Origin of the sequence: Aeromonas dhakensis, from assembly GCF_002285935.1 — a bacterium.
GTDB classification, from domain to species: domain Bacteria; phylum Pseudomonadota; class Gammaproteobacteria; order Enterobacterales; family Aeromonadaceae; genus Aeromonas; species Aeromonas dhakensis.
In genome coordinates, this window is sequence record NZ_CP023141.1 from 2,556,800 (window position 1) to 2,574,485 (window position 17,686).

Genomic DNA, 17,686 nt, shown 5'->3' on the forward strand with positions numbered 1-17,686 from the left:
GAGCCGCGTTGAGGGAGGCCCCTGTGCTATGCGATGAAAACTGGTTAGGATTGCCACCTTTTTGTAAAGCAAGTGAGGGTTGCCTGCTGGCAACCCGTTTACCTTGTGCCACGGCAATACCATATGAACCGGGAAGGAAGTCATCATGACAAACGCCATACTCTTTAGCCTGCTGCTCGCTGGCTCTGCCGCGAGTGCGACGGAATTGACCGTGCAGCCACTGTCAGCGCAAAGCCGTTACATCGAGATCCCTGCCCAGGGTGGCCCCGTGTGGCAGTTCGAAAGAGGGGGGGAGCGGGTGAAGGTGACACGCGACAGTCAGGACGCGGGTGTCTACCACATCACCATCTTGCAGCTGGGCAAGAGTGGCGAGCGGCGCGAGCTCAGCAACCAGGTCTTCCTCTCTCCGGGGCCGGCAAAAGTGATAGGCGGTGTGTCTGATAGCCAGCGGGGGATGACGGTCTATTTGGTGTCCCTGGCCGCCACCTTTGACGAGGAAGGCGGCACAACGCCCTGAGCCAGCGGCGCAGGCAAATAAATGAAGGATTGGCCTAGAAGCTCATCGCCAGCCCGACGCCGTAGCCGCTGGTGTTGTGGCTGAACATATAGCGTGCCACCAGCCGGGTGCGGGTGACGAAGATATCGTACTTGCTGCTGTCGAGCTCCAGCCCGAGGCCGAGAGAGTTGAGGGAGTTGAAGCCGAGCAGGCCGCGCTGCTCGCCCAGGTATTCGGTACGGGCCCCCTCCAGCACGTAGCGCACGGGTTTGCCCAGCAGCGTCAGACTGCCGATGGGGGCGCGGCGGCGCAGATAGAGGCCGAGGTTTTCGGCGTTGGCCTGGCCGGTCACGCTGGCGGCGGTGCCGCCAAAACTCTGCAAGTGCTGATAGGAGTAGCGCAGCTCGGCGTCGATGTCCTGAGCGGGGGAGAAGAGCTCGTAGTCCAGCATCATGGCGCCGCCGAGGCCATAGACGTCGAGCCGGCCGCCATCGAGAAAGTCGAGGTTTTTGCCGGTGTACTGACCCAGCAGCCAGTTGCCGATGCGCAGATCGCTCGCCACCGTGCCGAGGGTGACGTTGCCGATGGGGCGCAGCACCAGGTTGCCGCCGTGTCTGTCCCGGTGCAGCCCTATGTCCCAGCCGATCCCGCCGGTGGCCGTCAGGCTGTTCCACTTGGTGGGGAGGGTGCGGCTCTCGCTGCCGTTGCTGATCACGAACTGGGGATCGTAGCGGCTGAATCCCAGGGTCCCTTCCAGATAAACCGGCACGCTCTCGCTCATGGTGGCGCCGCCGCCGACCTGGGTCATGTTGAGGGCCGAGGATTGATTGGTGCCGCTGCCGATGTTGATGTTGCTGGCGGTGATGTCGGGCACCACGGTAAAGGTCATCAGGGAGACCACCGCATTGGCGCGTTGTTGCACCCGCGACTCCTCCTCGGCCATGGCCGGCTGGCCGAGGCCAAGCAGCGGGGTGAGCAGCAGGGCGCTGCGCAGCGGGTGAACGAGTGGTATGAGCATGGCGGGCTCCGTGACGCCTCTTGCGCTGAGGCACGGTTACACTGTAGCGATTTTTGGCTGGCTTGACAGCTCATATGCCGAGTCGAATGAACCTTTCCAGGCGACGTTTTCTCCCCGCGGCGAAGGGCTGAGCGCCCTGGCGAGGTTTTTCGCACACAAGGCGGATGGCGAGGCAAAATCCATTAAACTCAATGGGTCACCTGTTCGGGAGTGTGGGTAAAGATGAAGATCAGCCGCAAGATTACGCTGACCATAGTGCTGACGCTGCTGCTGTTGCTGGGGGTCGGCTATGTCGGCCTTCATTATGTGGTGGGCAACAAGTTCGGCGAGCTGGAGCGCCTGAGCGTGGAGCGCAACCGCGAGCGGGTCAGGGCCGTGGTGCAGGCCGAACTGGATCAGCTCACCATCCTGGGGCAGGACTGGTCCGAGTGGGATGACACCTACGCCTACATGGCGAGCCGGGATCCCGCCTATCTGGCGGCCAACCTCAACGCCCGCACCTTCGAGACCCTGGCGGTGGATCTGGTGGCTCTTTATGACGCCGACAAGCAGCCGCAGGTGGCCTTTGCCTACCACGGCGGCAAGCTGCTGGCGCAGACACCGGACGAACTCGCGCCGCTCACCGACTATCTGGTGCGCTATGGCAGCCTCAAGCCCAATGGCGGCATCTGGTTCGACGGGGAGCGCTACTACCTGCTGGCCGCCACCCAGATCCTGACCAGCGAGGGGGAGGGGCCGAGCCGCGGCACCCTGCTGCTGCTCAAGGCTTTCAACACCCGGCTGGTTCATCAGCTGCAAAAGCGCACCAATCTGTCGCTCTCGTTTCTCAGTCCACAGCAGCTGGCCACCAGCCTGGGGGTCACCACCCTGGCCAGACTCAGGGCCAATGACAGCCTGATCCTGCCGCAGGAGGAGCGGCTGCTCACCCTGGCCCAGATCGATACCCTGCGAGAGGAAGATCCCCTGATCTTTCGCTTCACCCTGCCACGGGATCTGATGCTGGAGGGCAAGGCCGTAGAGCGGCGCATCTTCTGGCTGCTGAGCCTGGGGGTACTGCTGTTTGGTGGCCTGGTGCTGCTGATCCTCAACGGCTATATCGCCGCCCGCCTGCAACGGTTGAGTGCCAATCTGCGGCTCATCGCCGAGGACGGCGCGGTGCGCCGCCTGCTGGTGGAGGGCAGTGACGAGATCTCCCAGGTGGCCGTCGACTGCAATCGGATGCTCGATCATCTCGACAGTCTGCGCCAGCAGCAGGCCGACAGCGAAGCCCGCCAGAAGTTGCAGCACGGCGCCCTCATTCACCTGGCCAAGAGCGATCTGCTGACCGGCGAGGATCCGGGCCAGGCCGCCCGTCACATCAACGAGGCGATCTGCGCCGGCACCGGGGCGGCGCGGGCCAGCGTCTGGTTCTGCGCCGAAGACAGGCAATCCATGTACTGCCAGGATCTCTTCTTCCTGCCCAAGCTCCACCATCAGCAGGGGTTTCACCTGCCCTATGCGCTGATCCAGGGGCGCTACGAATCCTCCAAGCCCGAGCACGAACCCTGTCTCATCCTGCGCGAGCCTTACGATCTGACCCGCTTTGGCGCCATGCTGGCCCAGCTCGGGCTGGAGGGGCTCTCTGGCACCATTCTGATGGCTCCCCTCAAGCACGGGGATGAGCTGCTCGGTTTCATCATCGCCGAGCGGGCCAGGCTGGAGGAGGTCTGGCACCCGGACGAGCTCGCCTTCGTGCTGTCGGTGTGCGATCTCTCGGCCCAGACCCTGCTCACCCTCACCAAGCTGCAGCGGCTCAAATACAGCTGAGTGGCTGGATAGCCGGGGCCCGCACGACAGATGCGGGCCTCATTTTTTTAGGGCCCGCAGGCGATTATCTCGCCTATCCGTGACCTGTATTAATTTCTTGTTCACTTGGCCGGGTGTATAACGGGCCACCCTCAGGGAAGAGAGGGGTTGGCGACAGGGGGGGGTCTGCCGCACCGGAGGCCGTCGGGCCACCTCATGAAGTTGATGGGAGTCACCAGATGCAGGAGATGCTGCTTGCCATATGGCAACAGGACTTTGACCAATTGATCCAGATGCAGGCCGTGGGTCTGCTCGTCACCTGCCTGGTGGTGATCCTGTTTCTCGAATCGAGTTTCGTGTTCCTGCCCCTGCCCGGCGACAGCCTGGTGCTGCTGGCCGGCGGCCTGGTGGGCATTGGGGTGCTCGGCCCCGAGGTGACGCTGCTCTACATGCCGCTTGCCGCCGGGCTTGGCAGCCTCATCGCCTACGTGCAGGGCCAGGCGCTGCACGGCACCTCCTTCATGGGCCACGTGGAGCGGATGATACCGGATGGCAGCCTGCCACGGGCCTCGCGCCTGCTGCACAACTACGGCTTCTGGGCCATGTTCTCCTCCCGCTTCGTGCCGTTCGTGCGGGTGTTGACGCCCATGCTGATGGGGGTCTCGCGCCTGCATCTGCCACGGGTGATGATCGCCAGCTTCGCCAGCGCCTTCCTCTGGGCCCTGGTATTGAGCCTGGTGGGCAAGTTCGTGATGGCGACCCCGGTGTTCGCCCAGCACCACGAGCTGCTGACCAAGTGCCTGCTGGTGACCTCCCTCGGCCTCTTCGTTATCGCCATGGCGGCCATCGCCATCCGTCTGCTCAAGCGACCGACCAACCGCATCCGCTAAGGGGGCAGGGGCCTTGCCCCCGTTTCTCCCCCTCTTCATGTCATGGCGCCGCCCCCTTTGGCTGGCCGGCGCCCTTCCAATCTGCAAGCAGGTACCTTATGTCATCCCCCGACACCTTGACCCTTCGTCCCCTCGAGCGCGAGGATCTCAAGTTCGTTCATCAGCTCAACAACAATGCCAGCATCATGCGCTACTGGTTCGAGGAGCCTTACGAGGCTTACATGGAGCTGGCCCAGCTCTATGACAAGCATATCCACGACCAGCATGAGCGCCGCTTCATCCTCGAGGTGGCAGGCAACCAGGTGGGGCTGGTGGAGCTGGTGGACATTCGCAGCATCCATCGCCGCGCCGAATTCCAGATCATCATCGCCCCGCCCATCAGGGGAAGAGGTATGCCAGGAGCGCAACCCTCAAGGCGATGACGTACGCCTTCAACGTGCTCAACCTGCACAAGCTCTATCTCATCGTCGATCGGGACAATGTCCGGGCCATCCACATCTATCAGGCTCTGGGATTCGAGCCGGAAGGGGAGCTCAAAGAGGAGTTCTTCATCGATGGTCACTACCGTACCGCCATCCGCATGTGCCTGTTTCAGCGCGATTTCCAGGTCAGAATCGGGCAGGGAGGCTAAGCTGGAGCCAGCCCGGGCCAGCCCATGGGGAGCGATCCGGGATGCCGTGAAAAGGGGCGTTTTTGAGGCAGAATTTGCGCCGCCTATCTGTTACACTTCGCGCCCGCCATTTTCCGGCCACTCTCTGACTTGATGTCAGGCACAGCCGTCGGTGGTCATAGCCGACTTCTTGCTCATGCCGAGCCAACCAGGCCAGCCACAGTCCCGCTGGAACACAGGAACCCATTATGAGATTTGAATCGTTCGATTTTGCCCCCGAGATTTTGCGCGCCATCTCAGAGTGCGGTTATCAGGAGATGACCCCTGTGCAGAGCCAGGCCATCCCGGCCGTGCGCCGTGGCCGCGACCTGCTGGCCAGCGCCCAGACCGGCACCGGCAAGACCGCCGCCTTCGCCCTGCCGATCCTGCAGCGACTGGTGGACAATTCGGCGCCGGTGCAACCTTCCAACGCCCGGGTGCTGATCCTGACCCCGACTCGCGAGCTGGCGGCCCAGGTGGCGAGCAACATCAATGACTTCGCCAAGTATCTGGATATCACCACCCTCACCATCGTGGGTGGCGGCAAGCAGGACGTGCAGGCCAAGCGGCTGAAAGCGGGCGCTCACATTATCGTGGCGACCCCGGGCCGTCTGCTCGAGCATCTCACCGCCTGCAACCTGAGCCTCTCCGGGGTCGAGACCCTGGTGCTGGACGAAGCGGACCGCATCCTCGACATGGGCTTTAGCGCCGATGTGCAGAAGATCCTGCAGGCGGTCAACAAGACCCGCCAGAACCTGCTGTTCTCCGCCACCTTCTCAGAGGCGGTGAAAAAGCTGGCCAATCTGATGCTGGACAAGCCGCAGGTGGTGGCCGTCAACAAGCAGAACTCCACTGCCGACACCGTCAGCCACACCGTCTACCCGGTGGAGCAGAAGCGCAAGCGCGAGCTGCTCTCCGAGCTCATCGGCAAGCAGAACTGGCAGCAGGTACTGGTGTTCGCCAGCACCCGCGAGAGCTGCGACGAGCTGGTGGAGGAGCTGAACCTCGATGGCATCAAGTCCGCCGTGGTGCACGGCGACAAGGCCCAGGGCAGCCGTCGCCGCGCCCTGCGCGAGTTCAGCGAAGGCAAGCTGCGGGTGCTGGTAGCCACCGAAGTGGCCGCGCGCGGGCTGGACATCCCGAACCTCGAATACGTGGTCAACTATGATCTGCCGTTCCTCGCCGAAGACTATGTGCACCGCATCGGCCGTACCGGTCGCGCCGGCAAGAGCGGCATGGCCATCTCCTTCGTCAGCCGTGAAGAAGAACGCACCCTGCTGGAGATCGAGGCGCTGATCGGCCAGAAGATCCGCCGCATCATGGTGCCGGGCTACGAGGTGAGTAGCCGCGACGAGCTGATCAAGCAGTTGCAGGAGCGCCGCCGCTTCGGCAAGCGCCCCCAGCGTGAAGACAACGCCGCCGCCCAGGCCATGGCGGAGTCCAAGCTGCAGGGCCAGCGCCTCAAGCGCCTGGCGGCCGCCAAGAAGCCGCGTCAGCCTAAATAAGGGCGCACGCTCTATTGAACCGCAAAGGCGCCACTGGCGCCTTTGCCTTCTCTGTCATCGGTGTTGACTCGTCGCGGTCAACTGAAGGATTGCTTATGACCTCTCCCACCTACAATCAGGCCCTGCTCGAGATGGCCGGCCAGAGCCTGGCCGAACTGGCCCGTACCGCCGAGCAGAAGGCTGGCAAGCGCACCCCGGCGCAAGAGAGCCACTTTCTCTGCAGCTGGATGGCCGATTCCCTCAAGGATAAACGCTTCTCTCGGCTGGTGATGGAAGATTTGAAAGAGTGGGTGCAGCTTGGCCGCACCCTGGGGGCCGGCGCCGATCTCAAGGGGCTGCTTGAGCGGATCATGGGCCAGTATGAGCGGGCCATGGCCGAGCCGACCGGACTCGGCAGCCGGCTGGCCGCCCTGCTGGCCGAGCTCGCAGCCGAGGGTTGGTTAGTGATTACCGACAGCGAGGTGAGCGCCAAGCTGCGCCTGCAATCGGGCGGCCAGCCGAGCCTCATCATCAGCGCCAGCGAGTATCAGGGCCATATCGAGGCGGGCGAGCTGGTCAAGCCGCTCACCCTCTATGTGCGCGGCGACGAGGCCCGGCTGGCACGGGCGGCCTTTGCCCACCACCTGCTGCTGAGCCAGGGCAACAAGAAAACCACCCTGGTCAAGCACCACAAGGCCTACCGGCTGGTGCCGGGCAACGCACAACCAGCGTTGGCGCTGCTGGTAGGCCCCTGAACAGGGAGTGCTCCATCTGTCTGATACCCCGGCCCGGTGCCGGGGTTTTTTATGGGCGCGGGGCGGGGTGGCAGGCAGGGGAAAGGGGGGAGAGCGCCGCGACTCTTGTCGCAGCAAGAGGGGGTATCTGGCATTCCCCCTATCCTGGGGGGCGTCACCCATATGGTGGGATGGTCGCGGAAAAAAACTGCTCTAGGGTGGTTGAGCCCCAAAGAGGGCCTTGAAGGAAGCAAACCGCCTGACAAGGCGACACTCAATGAATGAGGAAACATGATGAAAGCGACTCCCATTGCCCTGTTGCTGGCCGGCGTGCTGGCCTCTCCGCTCTGCGCCGCCGGGCTCGATGCCAAGCTCACCCTGGTGGATGGCAGCAGCGACGACGTGCGCGTCAACCTGACCCTGACCAACACAGGGGACAAGCCGGTTCGCCTGCTCAAATGGCAACTGCCGGGCAGCGAGGATGCCCCCTTGTTCCTGGTGGAGCGGGACGGCCAGCAGGTCAGCTATGAGGGGGCCCTGATCAAGCGGGCTGCCCCGACCGACAAGGACTTCCAGCTGCTCAAGGCCGGCCAGAGCCTGACGGTGCAGGCTGAAGTCTCCGGTCTCTACGACATGAGCGCCCAGGGCCAGTACAGCATCCGCTATCTGCTGCCGACGCTGCCACAAGAGGCGAAAGCCGCCAAGGCCAAGCAGGCCCAGGCGAGCGAATCCAATGCCGTGACCCTGTGGGTGGAAGGGGTGAGCGACGAGCGGGTGCTGGCCAAGGCGGCTCCCCTGGTCGAGCCGCAGGCGGTGACCGCCTCGGTCAGTTTCAGCGGCCGCTGCACCAACACCCAGAAGAGCGACATCCTGGCGGCGCTCGATGCCGCCAGCGGCATCACCAACAACTCCAGCAGCTACCTGGCGGTGGACAAGCCGGATGGCCAGCGTTACCGCAGCTGGTTTGGCGCCTATGATGCGTCGCGCTGGGATCAGGCCGAGACCCACTTCAGCAAGATCAAGGATGCCATCGACAACAAGCCGCTTACCTTCGACTGTGGTTGCAAGCAGAGCTACTTTGCCTATGTCTATCCGGATCAGCCCTACAAGGTCTACCTGTGCAAGAGCTTCTGGACCGCACCGGTCAGCGGGACTGACTCCCGTGCCGGCACCATCGTTCACGAGCTGAGCCACTTCAATGTGGTGGCGGGCACCGACGATCTGGGTTACGGTCAGGCCAATGCCCGCAACCTGGCGAAGACGGATCCGGTCAAGGCGCTCAACAACGCCGACAACCACGAGTACTTCGCCGAAAACACGCCGAGCGAAAACTGATTTGCCGACCGGGGGCCGCAAGGCCCCTTTTTGTCCATGTCGTTTGTCACAGGAAGGAGCGACCATGATGACACTCTTGCTCACCACCCTGGCGCTGGCCCCCCTGCAGTGCGAGCTGTCGGTCAAGGCACAAAGCCGGGTCAACGAGCCGCTGCCGTTGGTGATGACCCTGACCAACCGGGGGGAGGGGCCGCTCGAGGTGCTGAGCTGGTTCACGCCGTTCGAAGGCTGGTTTGCCGATGCCATCGATCTCACCCTCGATGAACAGCCGCTGCCCTACAAGGGCCCGCTGGCCAAGCGAGGCAACCCGGGCGCCGAGGATTTCTTTCTGCTGGGGGCTGGTCAGCAGAGTCAGGCCGACGCGGACCTGACCCTGGTCTACGATCTCTCCCGGCCCGGCAGCTACCGGCTGAGTTACCGTGCCCAGCCGCTGACCCTGACCCGGGGCGTGGCCCCCCGCTGCCCCGTCATTCACTTCACCCGGCTGCCCGCCTCCTAAGGGCGGCCCCATCCTGTGGAGCCCAGCCCTTAGATGGCATCCGGCCTGCTAAGGGGCGCCAGCAGACCCGTTGCACGGGCTGCCACCGCCAGATAACGCTCCGCCAGTAAAGGCCTGGCGAGCCCCTCCCGCCAGCAGCAGTGCACCAGCTTGATCACATGATCGTCGAGGCTCTCCACCGCGCTGGCCAGCACGTTTTGCCACACCAGCTTGCCGGTATCGGGCCAGACCTGCCTTTTCAGTGACGGTGCGCCGACCGTGACATAGGCGGCCGCCACCGCTTGCCACATCAGGGTCTGCCAGCGCCCTTGCCATGGCGCGGGCAAATGGCGGGCGACGATGGCGGCGGCGCGACTGCCGGTCACCATGTGCAGCACGGTAAAGTTGCCGGTCTGCCAGTAGAGGGCGAGGGCTGCGTCGGCCAGCTGCACCAGCAGATCCGAGGATGACGGGAGCCCGCCCGGCAATCTCGCCGCCCAGGTCGGCGCATCCGTCACCTGCCGTAGTCGCTCGGTGATCCAGTCGCCCTGCCAGCGCGACCCTTCCCACTGCTGCGCCAGTACGCTCAGCAGGCCGTCGATATCCTGCACCGGTGCTCCCTGCCCGGCCGGCACCCGCAAGGGGTCGCATTGCCAGGCAGCCAGGGCGGCGGCCTGCTCTCCCAGGTGGCCATTTTCCAGCGCGCAGGCCAGGCGGATCAGCGGATGAAAGGCGCCGCCCGCTGGGGAGAGTCCCTGCTCCAGCAGGTCGCCAAAGGCGGGCAGCCATCCCTCGTCGGCCAGCCGTGCTGCCAACTGCTGACGCAGCCGGACAAACTGCATCTCCTTTTCATTCCCCTGTTGTTGTTCACCCCCCGGCAGGGCATGGTTGGCCTGCCAGTGGGCAAAGAAACGCTGCAGCCGTACTGGGCTGGCGCCCATCTCATGCAGGGCGTGCAGCGCCATCGGGCAGTGGTTGGTGGTGCCGCGACCATTGAGGGCAAATGCCTGGTTGGCATCGAGCAGTTGATGAAGATAATGCATAATCATTTGACTCCTTTCATGAGGGGAGACAGGATTGTGCAAGTTAAAGCTAACTTGAGGTCAAGCGTGGCGATGGAACGCAAATGGCTGGCCATCGGCCAGATAGCCAAACGCTCCGGCGTCAAGGCCAGCGCCCTGCGCTTTTACGAGCAGAAGGGGCTGATCCGCAGCGTGCGCAGCGACGGGGGACAGCGGCTCTATCCGCAGGATGTGCTGCGTCGCATCGCCTTCATCCGGGTGGCGCAGGGCATGGGGCTGAGCCTTGGCGAGATAGGCGAGGCCCTGACTGGCCTGCCCGAGGGGCGCACCCCGGATCGCAGCGACTGGGTCGGGATTGCCGGTCAGTGGCAGGGGCTGCTCGATCGGCGCATCGCGGCCCTGCAGCAGCTCAAGGAGACGCTCGGCGCCTGTGTCGGCTGTGGCTGCCTCTCCCTCGAGCACTGCGCACTTTACAATCCGGATGATCAGGCCGCCGCCCTTGGCAGCGGCCCTCGCTACCTGCTGGGGGATACGCCCCCGGATGACGAACAGGCAGCCACATGATGAACATCGGGGTCGGCCCAGCCATTCCATGCACCGGGCCGACTCGTTTACACCGTCAAGGAGGAGACATGGCACTGGAACAACTGAAACGGGAGTTGGAGCTGTTTGGCGAGCGGCACGACGGCGCACAACACTCCCGTGGCAGCAAGATGCTCAACATTACCCGCGACACCGGCGAGCTGCTGGCGGTGCTGGTACAGACCAGGGGGGCCGATGCGGTGCTGGAGATAGGCACCTCCAACGGCTACTCCACCCTCTGGCTGGCTGAAGCGGCGAAACGGCTGGGGGGGCGGGTCACCACCATAGAGCTTGACGAGGGCAAACGGGCCATGGCGGCCGCCAATTTTGAGTGCGCCGGGCTCGCCCCCTGGATTGAGCAGCTGGCAGGGGACGCAGGCACGCTGCTGCCCACCCTGCCGAAGGCCGCTTATCAGCTCATCTTCCTCGACTCCGATCGCCGCCACTACCAGGCCTGGTGGCCCGAGATCCGGCGCCTGCTGGCCCCCCGCGGCCTGCTGGTGGTGGACAATGCCGTCTCCCATCGCGAGGAGCTGGCCGAGTGGATGGCAGAGGTGGAGCAGGATCCGGCCTTTGCGACCTCGCTGGTGCCGGTGGGCAAGGGGGAGTGGCTGGTGGTGTGTCTGTAGGAGGGCTGGCATGGAAAACAAGACCATGGAACCAAGAGCGGTGGTGGAGGCCTACTGGCAAGCCATGCAGAGCAATGATTTTGCCAAGGCAGCCCGCTGGCTGTGCGAAGATTTCATCTGCGACTGGCCCCAGTCGGGGGAGCGAATAGAAGGGCGCTGCAACTTCGTCGAGATCAACCGGCGCTATCCGGCGGCCGGCCCCTGGAACTTCGACGTCGTCCGCCTGCTGGAGCAGGGGCGGGAAGTGGTGACCGAAGTGCTGATCACCGATGGCGAGGTGGAGGCCCGTGCCATCACCTTTCACACGGTGCGCGGCAATGCCATCTGGCACCAGACCGAGTTCTGGCCCGATCTCTACGAGGCGCCGCACTGGCGTCGTCACTGGGTCACCACCATTCCACGGGAGCCGCAACCCGCCTGATCCCCTCCGCTGGCGCGCTACCGCCAGCGGAGTCGTTCATGATGTGCCGTAACCATCTCGCCGCCTGCCTCATGTCCCCTTTTTCATGATCTCCAGGCGCCTCATCGACATGACCTGGCTAGGGTGTTCCCGGTATTGCATCGCGGTTTGCGGCAAACATAAAACAGCAGCCCCGCATAAGCGGGGCTGTTTGCTTGGGTTGGTCTTGGGATGGCCGCTTACACGGCCAGATAGTCCATGATCCCTTCGGCGGCCTTGCGACCCTCGTAGATGGCGGTGACCACCAGATCTGAGCCGCGCACCGCGTCACCACCGGCGAACACCTTGGGGTTGCTGGTCTGGAAGGCATACTCGGCCTGCTCCGGCGCCTTGATGCGATCCCGGCCGTCGAGCTCGATGCCGTACTCCGCCATCCAGGGCTGGGGGTTGGGCTGGAAGCCGAACGCCATCACCACCGCATCGGCAGCCAGCACCTGCTCGGAGCCTTCGATCACGACAGGATTGCGGCGACCGTTGGCATCGGGCTCACCGAGCGCGGTGCTCACCACCTTGATGCCGCAGGTGCGGCCATGGGCGTCCAGCTCCACGGCGATGGGCTGGAGGTTGAACATGAATTCCACCCCTTCCTCCTGGGCGTTCTTCACCTCCCGCTTGGAGCCTGGCATGTTCTCGGCATCCCGGCGGTAGGCGCAGATCACCCGATCGGCCCCCTGGCGGATGGCGGTGCGCACGCAGTCCATGGCGGTGTCACCACCCCCCAGCACCACCACCTGCTTGCCGGCAAAATCGATGTAGTCGCTCTGCGCCTTCTCGAAGCCCAGCAAGCGGTTGGCGTTGGAGATGAGGTAGGGCAGGGCGTCGTAAACCCCCGGCGCCTCTTCGTTGGCAAAGCCGCCCTTCATGTACTTGTAGGTACCGACCCCGAGGAAGACCGCATCGAACTCGCCAAGCAGGTCGGCGAAGGTGACGTCACGGCCCACTTCGGTCTCGAGGCGAAACTCCACCCCCATCCCCTCGAAGATCTCGCGCCGGCGCTGCATCACCTCTTTTTCCAGCTTGAAGGAGGGGATGCCGAAGGTGAGCAGGCCGCCTATCTCCGGGTACTTGTCGAACACCACCGGGGTCACGCCATTGCGCGCCAGCACGTCGGCACAGGCGAGGCCTGCGGGACCGGCGCCGATGATGGCGACCCGCTTGCCGGTCTTGACCACCTTGGAGAGATCAGGGCGCCAGCCCATCTCGAACGCCTTGTCGGTGATGTATTTTTCGATGTTGCCGATGGTTACGGCACCGAATCTGTCGTTGAGGGTGCAGGCACCCTCGCACAGACGATCCTGCGGGCAGACCCGGCCGCACACCTCCGGCAGGCTGTTGGTCTGGTGGGAGAGCTCCACCGCCTCCAGGATGCGCCCCTCGTTGGCCAGTTTCAGCCAGTTGGGGATGTAGTTGTGCACCGGGCATTTCCACTCGCAATAGGGGTTGCCGCAGTCGAGGCAGCGATCCGCCTGCATGCCGACCTGGGCCTGGTTGAAGGACTCGTAGATCTCCACGAACTGGATCTTGCGGATCTTGAGCGGCTTCTTGGGCGGGTCGACCCGCTGGACGTCGATAAACTGGAATACGTTCTGGCTCATAGGGTTCCCTCCTTATTGCGCCTGGATTCTGAGTTCTGCACTGGAACGGCTGGTGTGACCCAACAGGGACTTGACGTCGCTGGACTTGGGTTTGATCAGCCTGAACTTGGGCACATAGGAGTCGAAATTGGCCAGGATCTCCTCGGCGCGCGAGCTGCCGGTTTCGTTGAGGTGCGCCGTGATGATGCCGCGCAGGTGCTCCTGGTGGATGGCAAGATCCGCCACATCCAGCAGTTCAACCAGCTCGGGGTTGGTGCGCTTGGCGAAGCTGCCGCACTCGTCGAGCACGTAGGCAAAGCCCCCGGTCATGCCCGCCGCGAAGTTGACGCCGGTCTCGCCGAGCACGGTGACGATACCGCCTGTCATGTATTCACAGCCGTTGTCGCCAATGCCCTCGACTACCGCGAGGGCCCCTGAGTTACGCACCGCGAAGCGCTCGCCGGCGGTGCCTGCTGCATAGAGCTTGCCGCCGGTAGCGCCGTAGAGACAGGTGTTGCCGATGATGGCCGCCTCGTGGGACTTGAACGCCACGCCGACGTGGGGCTTGATCACCAGCTTGCCGCCGGTCATCCCCTTGCCCACGTAGTCGTTGGCATCCCCGGTGAGGATCATCTCGAGGCCGCCGGCGTTCCAGACGCCGAAGCTCTGGCCGGCGGTACCGTTGAAGTGCACCTTGACCGGATCGGCCGCCATCCCCTGGTTGCCGTGGCGCTTGACGATCTCGCCGGACAGACGCGCCCCCACCGAGCGGTCGGTGTTGCGGATGTCGTAGCGGAACTCGCCGCCACTCATGTTCTCGACCGCCTCCAGCAGGTCTTCCACCATCTTGAGGTTGAGCGGCCCCTTGTCGAAGGTGGGGTTGTGCTGCTGGCTGAACAGGCTGGAGCCTTCCGGTGCTACCGGACGGGCCAGGATGCCGGACAAGTCCAGCTTGGCCTGACGGGCGGTGAGGCCGGGCAGGGCCTCCAGCAGATCGGTACGGCCAATCAGGTCGGTGAGCTGGGTGACACCAAGCTGGGCCATCAGCTCGCGAGTCTCCTCGGCGATGAACTTGAAGTAGTTCATCACCATCTCCGGCAGACCGGTGAAGTGCTCGCGGCGCAGCTTCTCATCCTGGGTGGCGACGCCGGTGGCGCAGTTGTTCAGGTGACAGATGCGCAGGTATTTGCAGCCGAGCGCCACCATGGGGCCGGTGCCGAAGCCGAAGCTTTCGGCGCCGAGGATGGCCGCCTTGATGATGTCCAGACCCGTCTTGAGGCCACCGTCCACCTGCAACCGCACCTTGTGGCGCAGGCCGTTGGCGACCAGGGCCTGCTGGGTTTCGGCCAGCCCCAGCTCCCAGGGGGAACCGGCGTACTTGACCGAGGTGAGGGGGCTTGCACCGGTGCCGCCGTCGTAGCCGGAGACGGTGATGAAGTCCGCATAGGCCTTGGCCACGCCGCAGGCGATGGTGCCGACGCCGGGCTCGGAGACCAGCTTGACCGACACCAGGCAGTTCGGGTTGATCTGCTTGATGTCGAAGATGAGCTGGGCCAGATCCTCGATGGAGTAGATGTCGTGGTGGGGCGGCGGCGAGATCAGGGTCACGCCGGGCACGGAGTAACGTAGCTTGGCGATCTGGGCCGTCACCTTGTCACCGGGCAGCTGGCCCCCTTCGCCGGGCTTGGCGCCCTGGGCCACCTTGATCTGCACCACGTCGGCGTTCATCAGGTAGTGGGGGGTGACGCCAAAGCGCCCCGAGGCCACCTGCTTGATGCGCGAATTCTTCTCGGTACCGAAGCGCTTGGGATCTTCACCGCCTTCGCCGGAGTTGCTCTGACCGCCGAGGCGGTTCATGGCCACCGCCAGCGCCTCGTGGGCTTCCGGGCCCAGCGCGCCGATGGACATGGCGGCGGAGTCGAAGCGGGGGAACAGCTTGGCCGCAGGCTCCACCTGTTCCAGCGCCACCGGGTTGTCGACCTTCTTCAGGGTGAGCAGATCTCGCAGGGTGGCGACCGGCCGCTCGTTCACCAGACGGGCGTACTCCTTGTAATCGGCATAGTTGCCGGAGCGCACCGCGGTCTGCAGGGTCTGCACCACGTCCGGGTTGTAGGTGTGGTACTCGCCGCCGTGGACGAATTTGAGCAGGCCGCCCTGAGTGAGGGCCTTGCGGGCCAGCCAGGCCTGACGGGCCAAATTGAACTGATCCTGCTGGATGTCGGCAAAGTCGGCACCCTGGATGCGGCTCGATACGCCGTGAAAACACATCTCGACCACAGCCCTAGAGAGGCCCACCGCCTCAAACAACTGGGAGCAGCGGTAGCTGGCCACCGTGCTGATGCCCATCTTGGACATCACCTTGTAGAGCCCCTTGTTGATGCCGTTGCGGTAGTTGAGCATGGCCTGGCGCAGGCTCATCTTGAGCACGCCCTCTTCTACCTGCTTGGCGAGGGTCTCGTAGGCGAGGTAGGGGTAGATGGCGGTGGCGCCAAAGCCCAGCAGCACCGAGAAGTGGTGCGGGTCGCGCACGCTGGCGGTCTCCACCAGGATGTTGGCGTCGCAGCGCAGGTTGTTGTCCACCAGGGTGCGCTGCACCGCCCCTACCGCCATGGCGGCCGGGATGGGCAGGGTGTCGGCAGTGACGTCCCGATCCGAGAGCACTAGCAGCACGGTACCAGCCTTGGCGGCCGCCTTGGCCTCTTCACAGACGCGCAGGATGGCCGCTTCCAGCCCCTCTTCGGGTCTGAAGTTGAGGCTGATCACCTGATGGCGATAGTGCTCCCCTTCCAGGGCCAACAGCTGGTGGAAGTCGGAGTAGAGCAGGATAGGCGACTGGAACAACACCCGGTGGGCGTGGCCGAAGGTCTCGTTGAACACGTTCTGCTCGCGGCCGATACAGGTGGCCAGCGACATCACGTGGTTCTCCCGCAGCGGATCGATGGGCGGGTTGGTCACCTGGGCGAACATCTGGCGGAAGTAGTCGTACAGGGTGCGCTGGCTGGAGGAGAGCACCGCCATCGGGGTGTCATCCCCCATGGAGCCCACCGCTTCCTGGCCGTTTTCACCCAGTACCCGGATGATCTGATCCAGCTCCTCATAGGAGTAGCCGAACAGCTTCTGATAGGTTTTCAGCTGATCGTCGGAGAATTCGCGGGCGCCGGTGCTGGCGTCATCCATCTGCTCGAACGGCACCAGCCGCTTGCAGTGCTTGTCCATCCACTGTTTGTAGGTGTGGCGACTCTTGAGGTCGTCGTCGATCTCGAAGCTGGTCCAGATCTTGCCGTTGCTGGTATCCACCACGAACAGTTCGCCCGGGCCGACCCGGCCCTTCTCCAGCACCTCGTCCGGGGTGTAGTCCCAGGTGCCCACTTCGGAGGCCAGCGTGATGAACTTGTCCTTGGTGATGACGTAGCGGGCCGGGCGCAGGCCGTTTCTGTCGAGCGCGCAGGTGGCGTAGCGGCCGTCGGTCATGACGATGCCGGCCGGGCCGTCCCAGGGCTCCATGTGCATGGAGTTGAAGTCGTAGAAGGCGCGCAGGTCGTCATCCATGTTGGGGTGCTTCTGCCACGCAGGCGGGATCAGCAGGCGCATGGCGCGGAACAGGTCCATGCCGCCGGCTAGGAACAGATCCAGCATGTTGTCGAGGCTGGAGGAGTCCGACCCCGTGGTGTTGACGAAGGGGGCGGCTTCCTGCAGATCCGGGATGAGCGGGGTGGCAAACTTGTAGCTGCGCGCTTTGGCCCATTGGCGGTTGCCGGCGATGGTGTTGATCTCGCCGTTGTGGGCCAGATAGCGGAACGGTTGCGCCAGCGGCCAGCGTGGGCTGGTGTTGGTGGAGAAGCGCTGGTGGAACACGCAGATGGCCGCCTGCATGCGGATGTCGGCGAGATCCAGATAGAAGCGCGGCAGGTCCACCGGCATGCACAGCCCTTTGTAGACGGTGACCAGGTTGGAGAGGCTGACCACATAGAAGTAGTCGTCGCTGATGCGCTTCTCGATGCGGCGGCGCACGATGTAGAGGCGGCGCTCGAGATCCTTGTCGACCCAGCCAGGCGGGGCGTTGACAAAGACCTGTTCGATGCTGGGCAGGGACGCCTTGGCGATGGAGCCGAGTACGTTGGTATCGATGGGCACCTTGCGCCAGCCGACCAGACTCAGAGTCTCCTTTTCCAGCTCTTCGTCGATGATGTCGCGCGTGGCCTGGGCCAGGATGGGATCGGGGTTGAGGAACAGCATGCCGACCGCGTAGTTGCGGCCCAGGTGCCATCCCTTCTCTTCTGCGACCGCTCTAAAGAAGCTGTCGGGTTTTTGCAGCAACAGACCGCAGCCGTCGCCGGTCTTGCCATCGGCGGAGATACCGCCGCGGTGCTGCATGCGAGCCAATGCTGACATCGCGAGACGGACAAGCTTGTGGCTGGCTTCACCTTCCATGTGGGCCAACAGGCCGAAGCCACAGTTATCCCTCTCCAGCTTTGGATCATATAGTGACATTGCATTTCTCCCTTGCTCGGCCTTGCATCGCGCTGTCGTCAACAGACTGCATAAATTGC

General features: G+C 64.0%; 14 protein-coding genes and 1 pseudogene. 11 read left to right on the forward strand and 4 right to left on the reverse strand.

Annotated elements, in window-relative coordinates:
- Positions 1–145 precede the first annotated feature (145 nt).
- Positions 146–517 carry a hypothetical protein gene (locus CK627_RS12230; protein ID WP_065017823.1) on the forward strand — a complete coding sequence of 124 codons (372 nt, stop codon included), beginning with the start codon at positions 146–148 and terminating at the stop codon, positions 515–517.
- A 34-nt stretch (positions 518–551) separates the two neighbouring features.
- On the opposite strand, the gene CK627_RS12235 is transcribed toward CK627_RS12230, so the two are convergent.
- Positions 552–1,514 carry an autotransporter domain-containing protein gene (locus CK627_RS12235; protein ID WP_010633558.1) on the reverse strand — a complete coding sequence of 321 codons (963 nt, stop codon included), beginning with the start codon at positions 1,512–1,514 and terminating at the stop codon, positions 552–554.
- Between the two features lie 222 nt (positions 1,515–1,736).
- Between CK627_RS12235 and CK627_RS12245 the strand changes: the two genes are divergently transcribed.
- The 7 genes and pseudogenes from CK627_RS12245 to CK627_RS12275 all read left to right on the forward strand — a co-directional run bounded on the left by CK627_RS12245 (position 1,737) and on the right by CK627_RS12275 (position 8,890).
- A complete protein-coding gene (locus CK627_RS12245) occupies positions 1,737–3,320 on the forward strand; it encodes a CHASE4 domain-containing protein (protein WP_017766684.1) in 1,584 nt (527 codons plus the stop codon).
- Between the two features lie 218 nt (positions 3,321–3,538).
- Complete coding sequence (locus tag CK627_RS12250) at positions 3,539–4,189, forward strand: DedA family protein (RefSeq protein ID WP_095592465.1); 651 nt, start codon at positions 3,539–3,541, stop codon at positions 4,187–4,189.
- A gap of 98 nt (positions 4,190–4,287) precedes the next feature.
- Positions 4,288–4,820: pseudogene (gene speG / locus CK627_RS12255) on the forward strand (spermidine N1-acetyltransferase).
- Positions 4,821–5,047: 227 nt separating this feature from the next.
- Positions 5,048–6,343: a DEAD/DEAH box helicase gene (locus CK627_RS12260; RefSeq protein ID WP_167385336.1), complete on the forward strand. Its 1,296-nt coding sequence runs from the start codon at positions 5,048–5,050 to the stop codon at positions 6,341–6,343.
- 95 nt (positions 6,344–6,438) lie between these two features.
- On the forward strand, positions 6,439–7,077 hold the full coding sequence (locus tag CK627_RS12265) for a DUF2913 family protein (RefSeq protein ID WP_095592466.1): 639 nt from the start codon (positions 6,439–6,441) through the stop codon (positions 7,075–7,077).
- 270 nt (positions 7,078–7,347) lie between these two features.
- A complete protein-coding gene (locus CK627_RS12270; RefSeq protein WP_019840285.1) occupies positions 7,348–8,391 on the forward strand; it encodes a M35 family metalloendopeptidase in 1,044 nt (347 codons plus the stop codon).
- A 64-nt stretch (positions 8,392–8,455) separates the two neighbouring features.
- A complete protein-coding gene (locus CK627_RS12275; RefSeq protein WP_005302566.1) occupies positions 8,456–8,890 on the forward strand; it encodes a hypothetical protein in 435 nt (144 codons plus the stop codon).
- Between the two features lie 29 nt (positions 8,891–8,919).
- On the opposite strand, the gene CK627_RS12280 is transcribed toward CK627_RS12275, so the two are convergent.
- Entirely contained in the window at positions 8,920–9,918 is a 999-nt protein-coding gene (locus tag CK627_RS12280; RefSeq protein ID WP_167385337.1) for a questin oxidase family protein, read from the reverse strand.
- Positions 9,919–9,984: 66 nt separating this feature from the next.
- Between CK627_RS12280 and soxR the strand changes: the two genes are divergently transcribed.
- From soxR to CK627_RS12295, 3 genes are all read left to right on the forward strand, one after another.
- Positions 9,985–10,455 (forward strand): redox-sensitive transcriptional activator SoxR, encoded by a 471-nt coding sequence (gene soxR / locus CK627_RS12285; protein ID WP_095592467.1) that lies wholly within the window; start codon positions 9,985–9,987, stop codon positions 10,453–10,455.
- Between the two features lie 68 nt (positions 10,456–10,523).
- Complete coding sequence (locus CK627_RS12290) at positions 10,524–11,102, forward strand: O-methyltransferase (protein WP_095592468.1); 579 nt, start codon at positions 10,524–10,526, stop codon at positions 11,100–11,102.
- 10 nt (positions 11,103–11,112) lie between these two features.
- Positions 11,113–11,523 carry a nuclear transport factor 2 family protein gene (locus tag CK627_RS12295; protein ID WP_005302558.1) on the forward strand — a complete coding sequence of 137 codons (411 nt, stop codon included), beginning with the start codon at positions 11,113–11,115 and terminating at the stop codon, positions 11,521–11,523.
- Positions 11,524–11,741: 218 nt separating this feature from the next.
- Here the strand turns inward: CK627_RS12295 and CK627_RS12300 are convergent, their stop codons facing one another.
- Both CK627_RS12300 and gltB read right to left on the reverse strand, forming a co-directional pair.
- Complete coding sequence (locus CK627_RS12300; protein ID WP_095592469.1) at positions 11,742–13,157, reverse strand: FAD-dependent oxidoreductase; 1,416 nt, start codon at positions 13,155–13,157, stop codon at positions 11,742–11,744.
- 12 nt (positions 13,158–13,169) lie between these two features.
- Positions 13,170–17,627 (reverse strand): glutamate synthase large subunit, encoded by a 4,458-nt coding sequence (gene gltB, locus CK627_RS12305; protein ID WP_043171942.1) that lies wholly within the window; start codon positions 17,625–17,627, stop codon positions 13,170–13,172.
- Positions 17,628–17,686: the final 59 nt, after the last annotated feature.

Coding starts and splice junctions, on each gene's coding strand:
- CK627_RS12230 (WP_065017823.1), top strand. CDS start 146: ATGACAAACGCCATACTCTTTAGCCTGCTGCTCGCTGGCTCTGCCGCG.
- CK627_RS12235 (WP_010633558.1), bottom strand. CDS start 1,514: ATGCTCATACCACTCGTTCACCCGCTGCGCAGCGCCCTGCTGCTCACC.
- CK627_RS12245 (WP_017766684.1), top strand. CDS start 1,737: ATGAAGATCAGCCGCAAGATTACGCTGACCATAGTGCTGACGCTGCTG.
- CK627_RS12250 (WP_095592465.1), top strand. CDS start 3,539: ATGCAGGAGATGCTGCTTGCCATATGGCAACAGGACTTTGACCAATTG.
- CK627_RS12260 (WP_167385336.1), top strand. CDS start 5,048: ATGAGATTTGAATCGTTCGATTTTGCCCCCGAGATTTTGCGCGCCATC.
- CK627_RS12265 (WP_095592466.1), top strand. CDS start 6,439: ATGACCTCTCCCACCTACAATCAGGCCCTGCTCGAGATGGCCGGCCAG.
- CK627_RS12270 (WP_019840285.1), top strand. CDS start 7,348: ATGATGAAAGCGACTCCCATTGCCCTGTTGCTGGCCGGCGTGCTGGCC.
- CK627_RS12275 (WP_005302566.1), top strand. CDS start 8,456: ATGATGACACTCTTGCTCACCACCCTGGCGCTGGCCCCCCTGCAGTGC.
- CK627_RS12280 (WP_167385337.1), bottom strand. CDS start 9,918: ATGATTATGCATTATCTTCATCAACTGCTCGATGCCAACCAGGCATTT.
- soxR (WP_095592467.1), top strand. CDS start 9,985: ATGGAACGCAAATGGCTGGCCATCGGCCAGATAGCCAAACGCTCCGGC.
- CK627_RS12290 (WP_095592468.1), top strand. CDS start 10,524: ATGGCACTGGAACAACTGAAACGGGAGTTGGAGCTGTTTGGCGAGCGG.
- CK627_RS12295 (WP_005302558.1), top strand. CDS start 11,113: ATGGAAAACAAGACCATGGAACCAAGAGCGGTGGTGGAGGCCTACTGG.
- CK627_RS12300 (WP_095592469.1), bottom strand. CDS start 13,157: ATGAGCCAGAACGTATTCCAGTTTATCGACGTCCAGCGGGTCGACCCG.
- gltB (WP_043171942.1), bottom strand. CDS start 17,627: ATGTCACTATATGATCCAAAGCTGGAGAGGGATAACTGTGGCTTCGGC.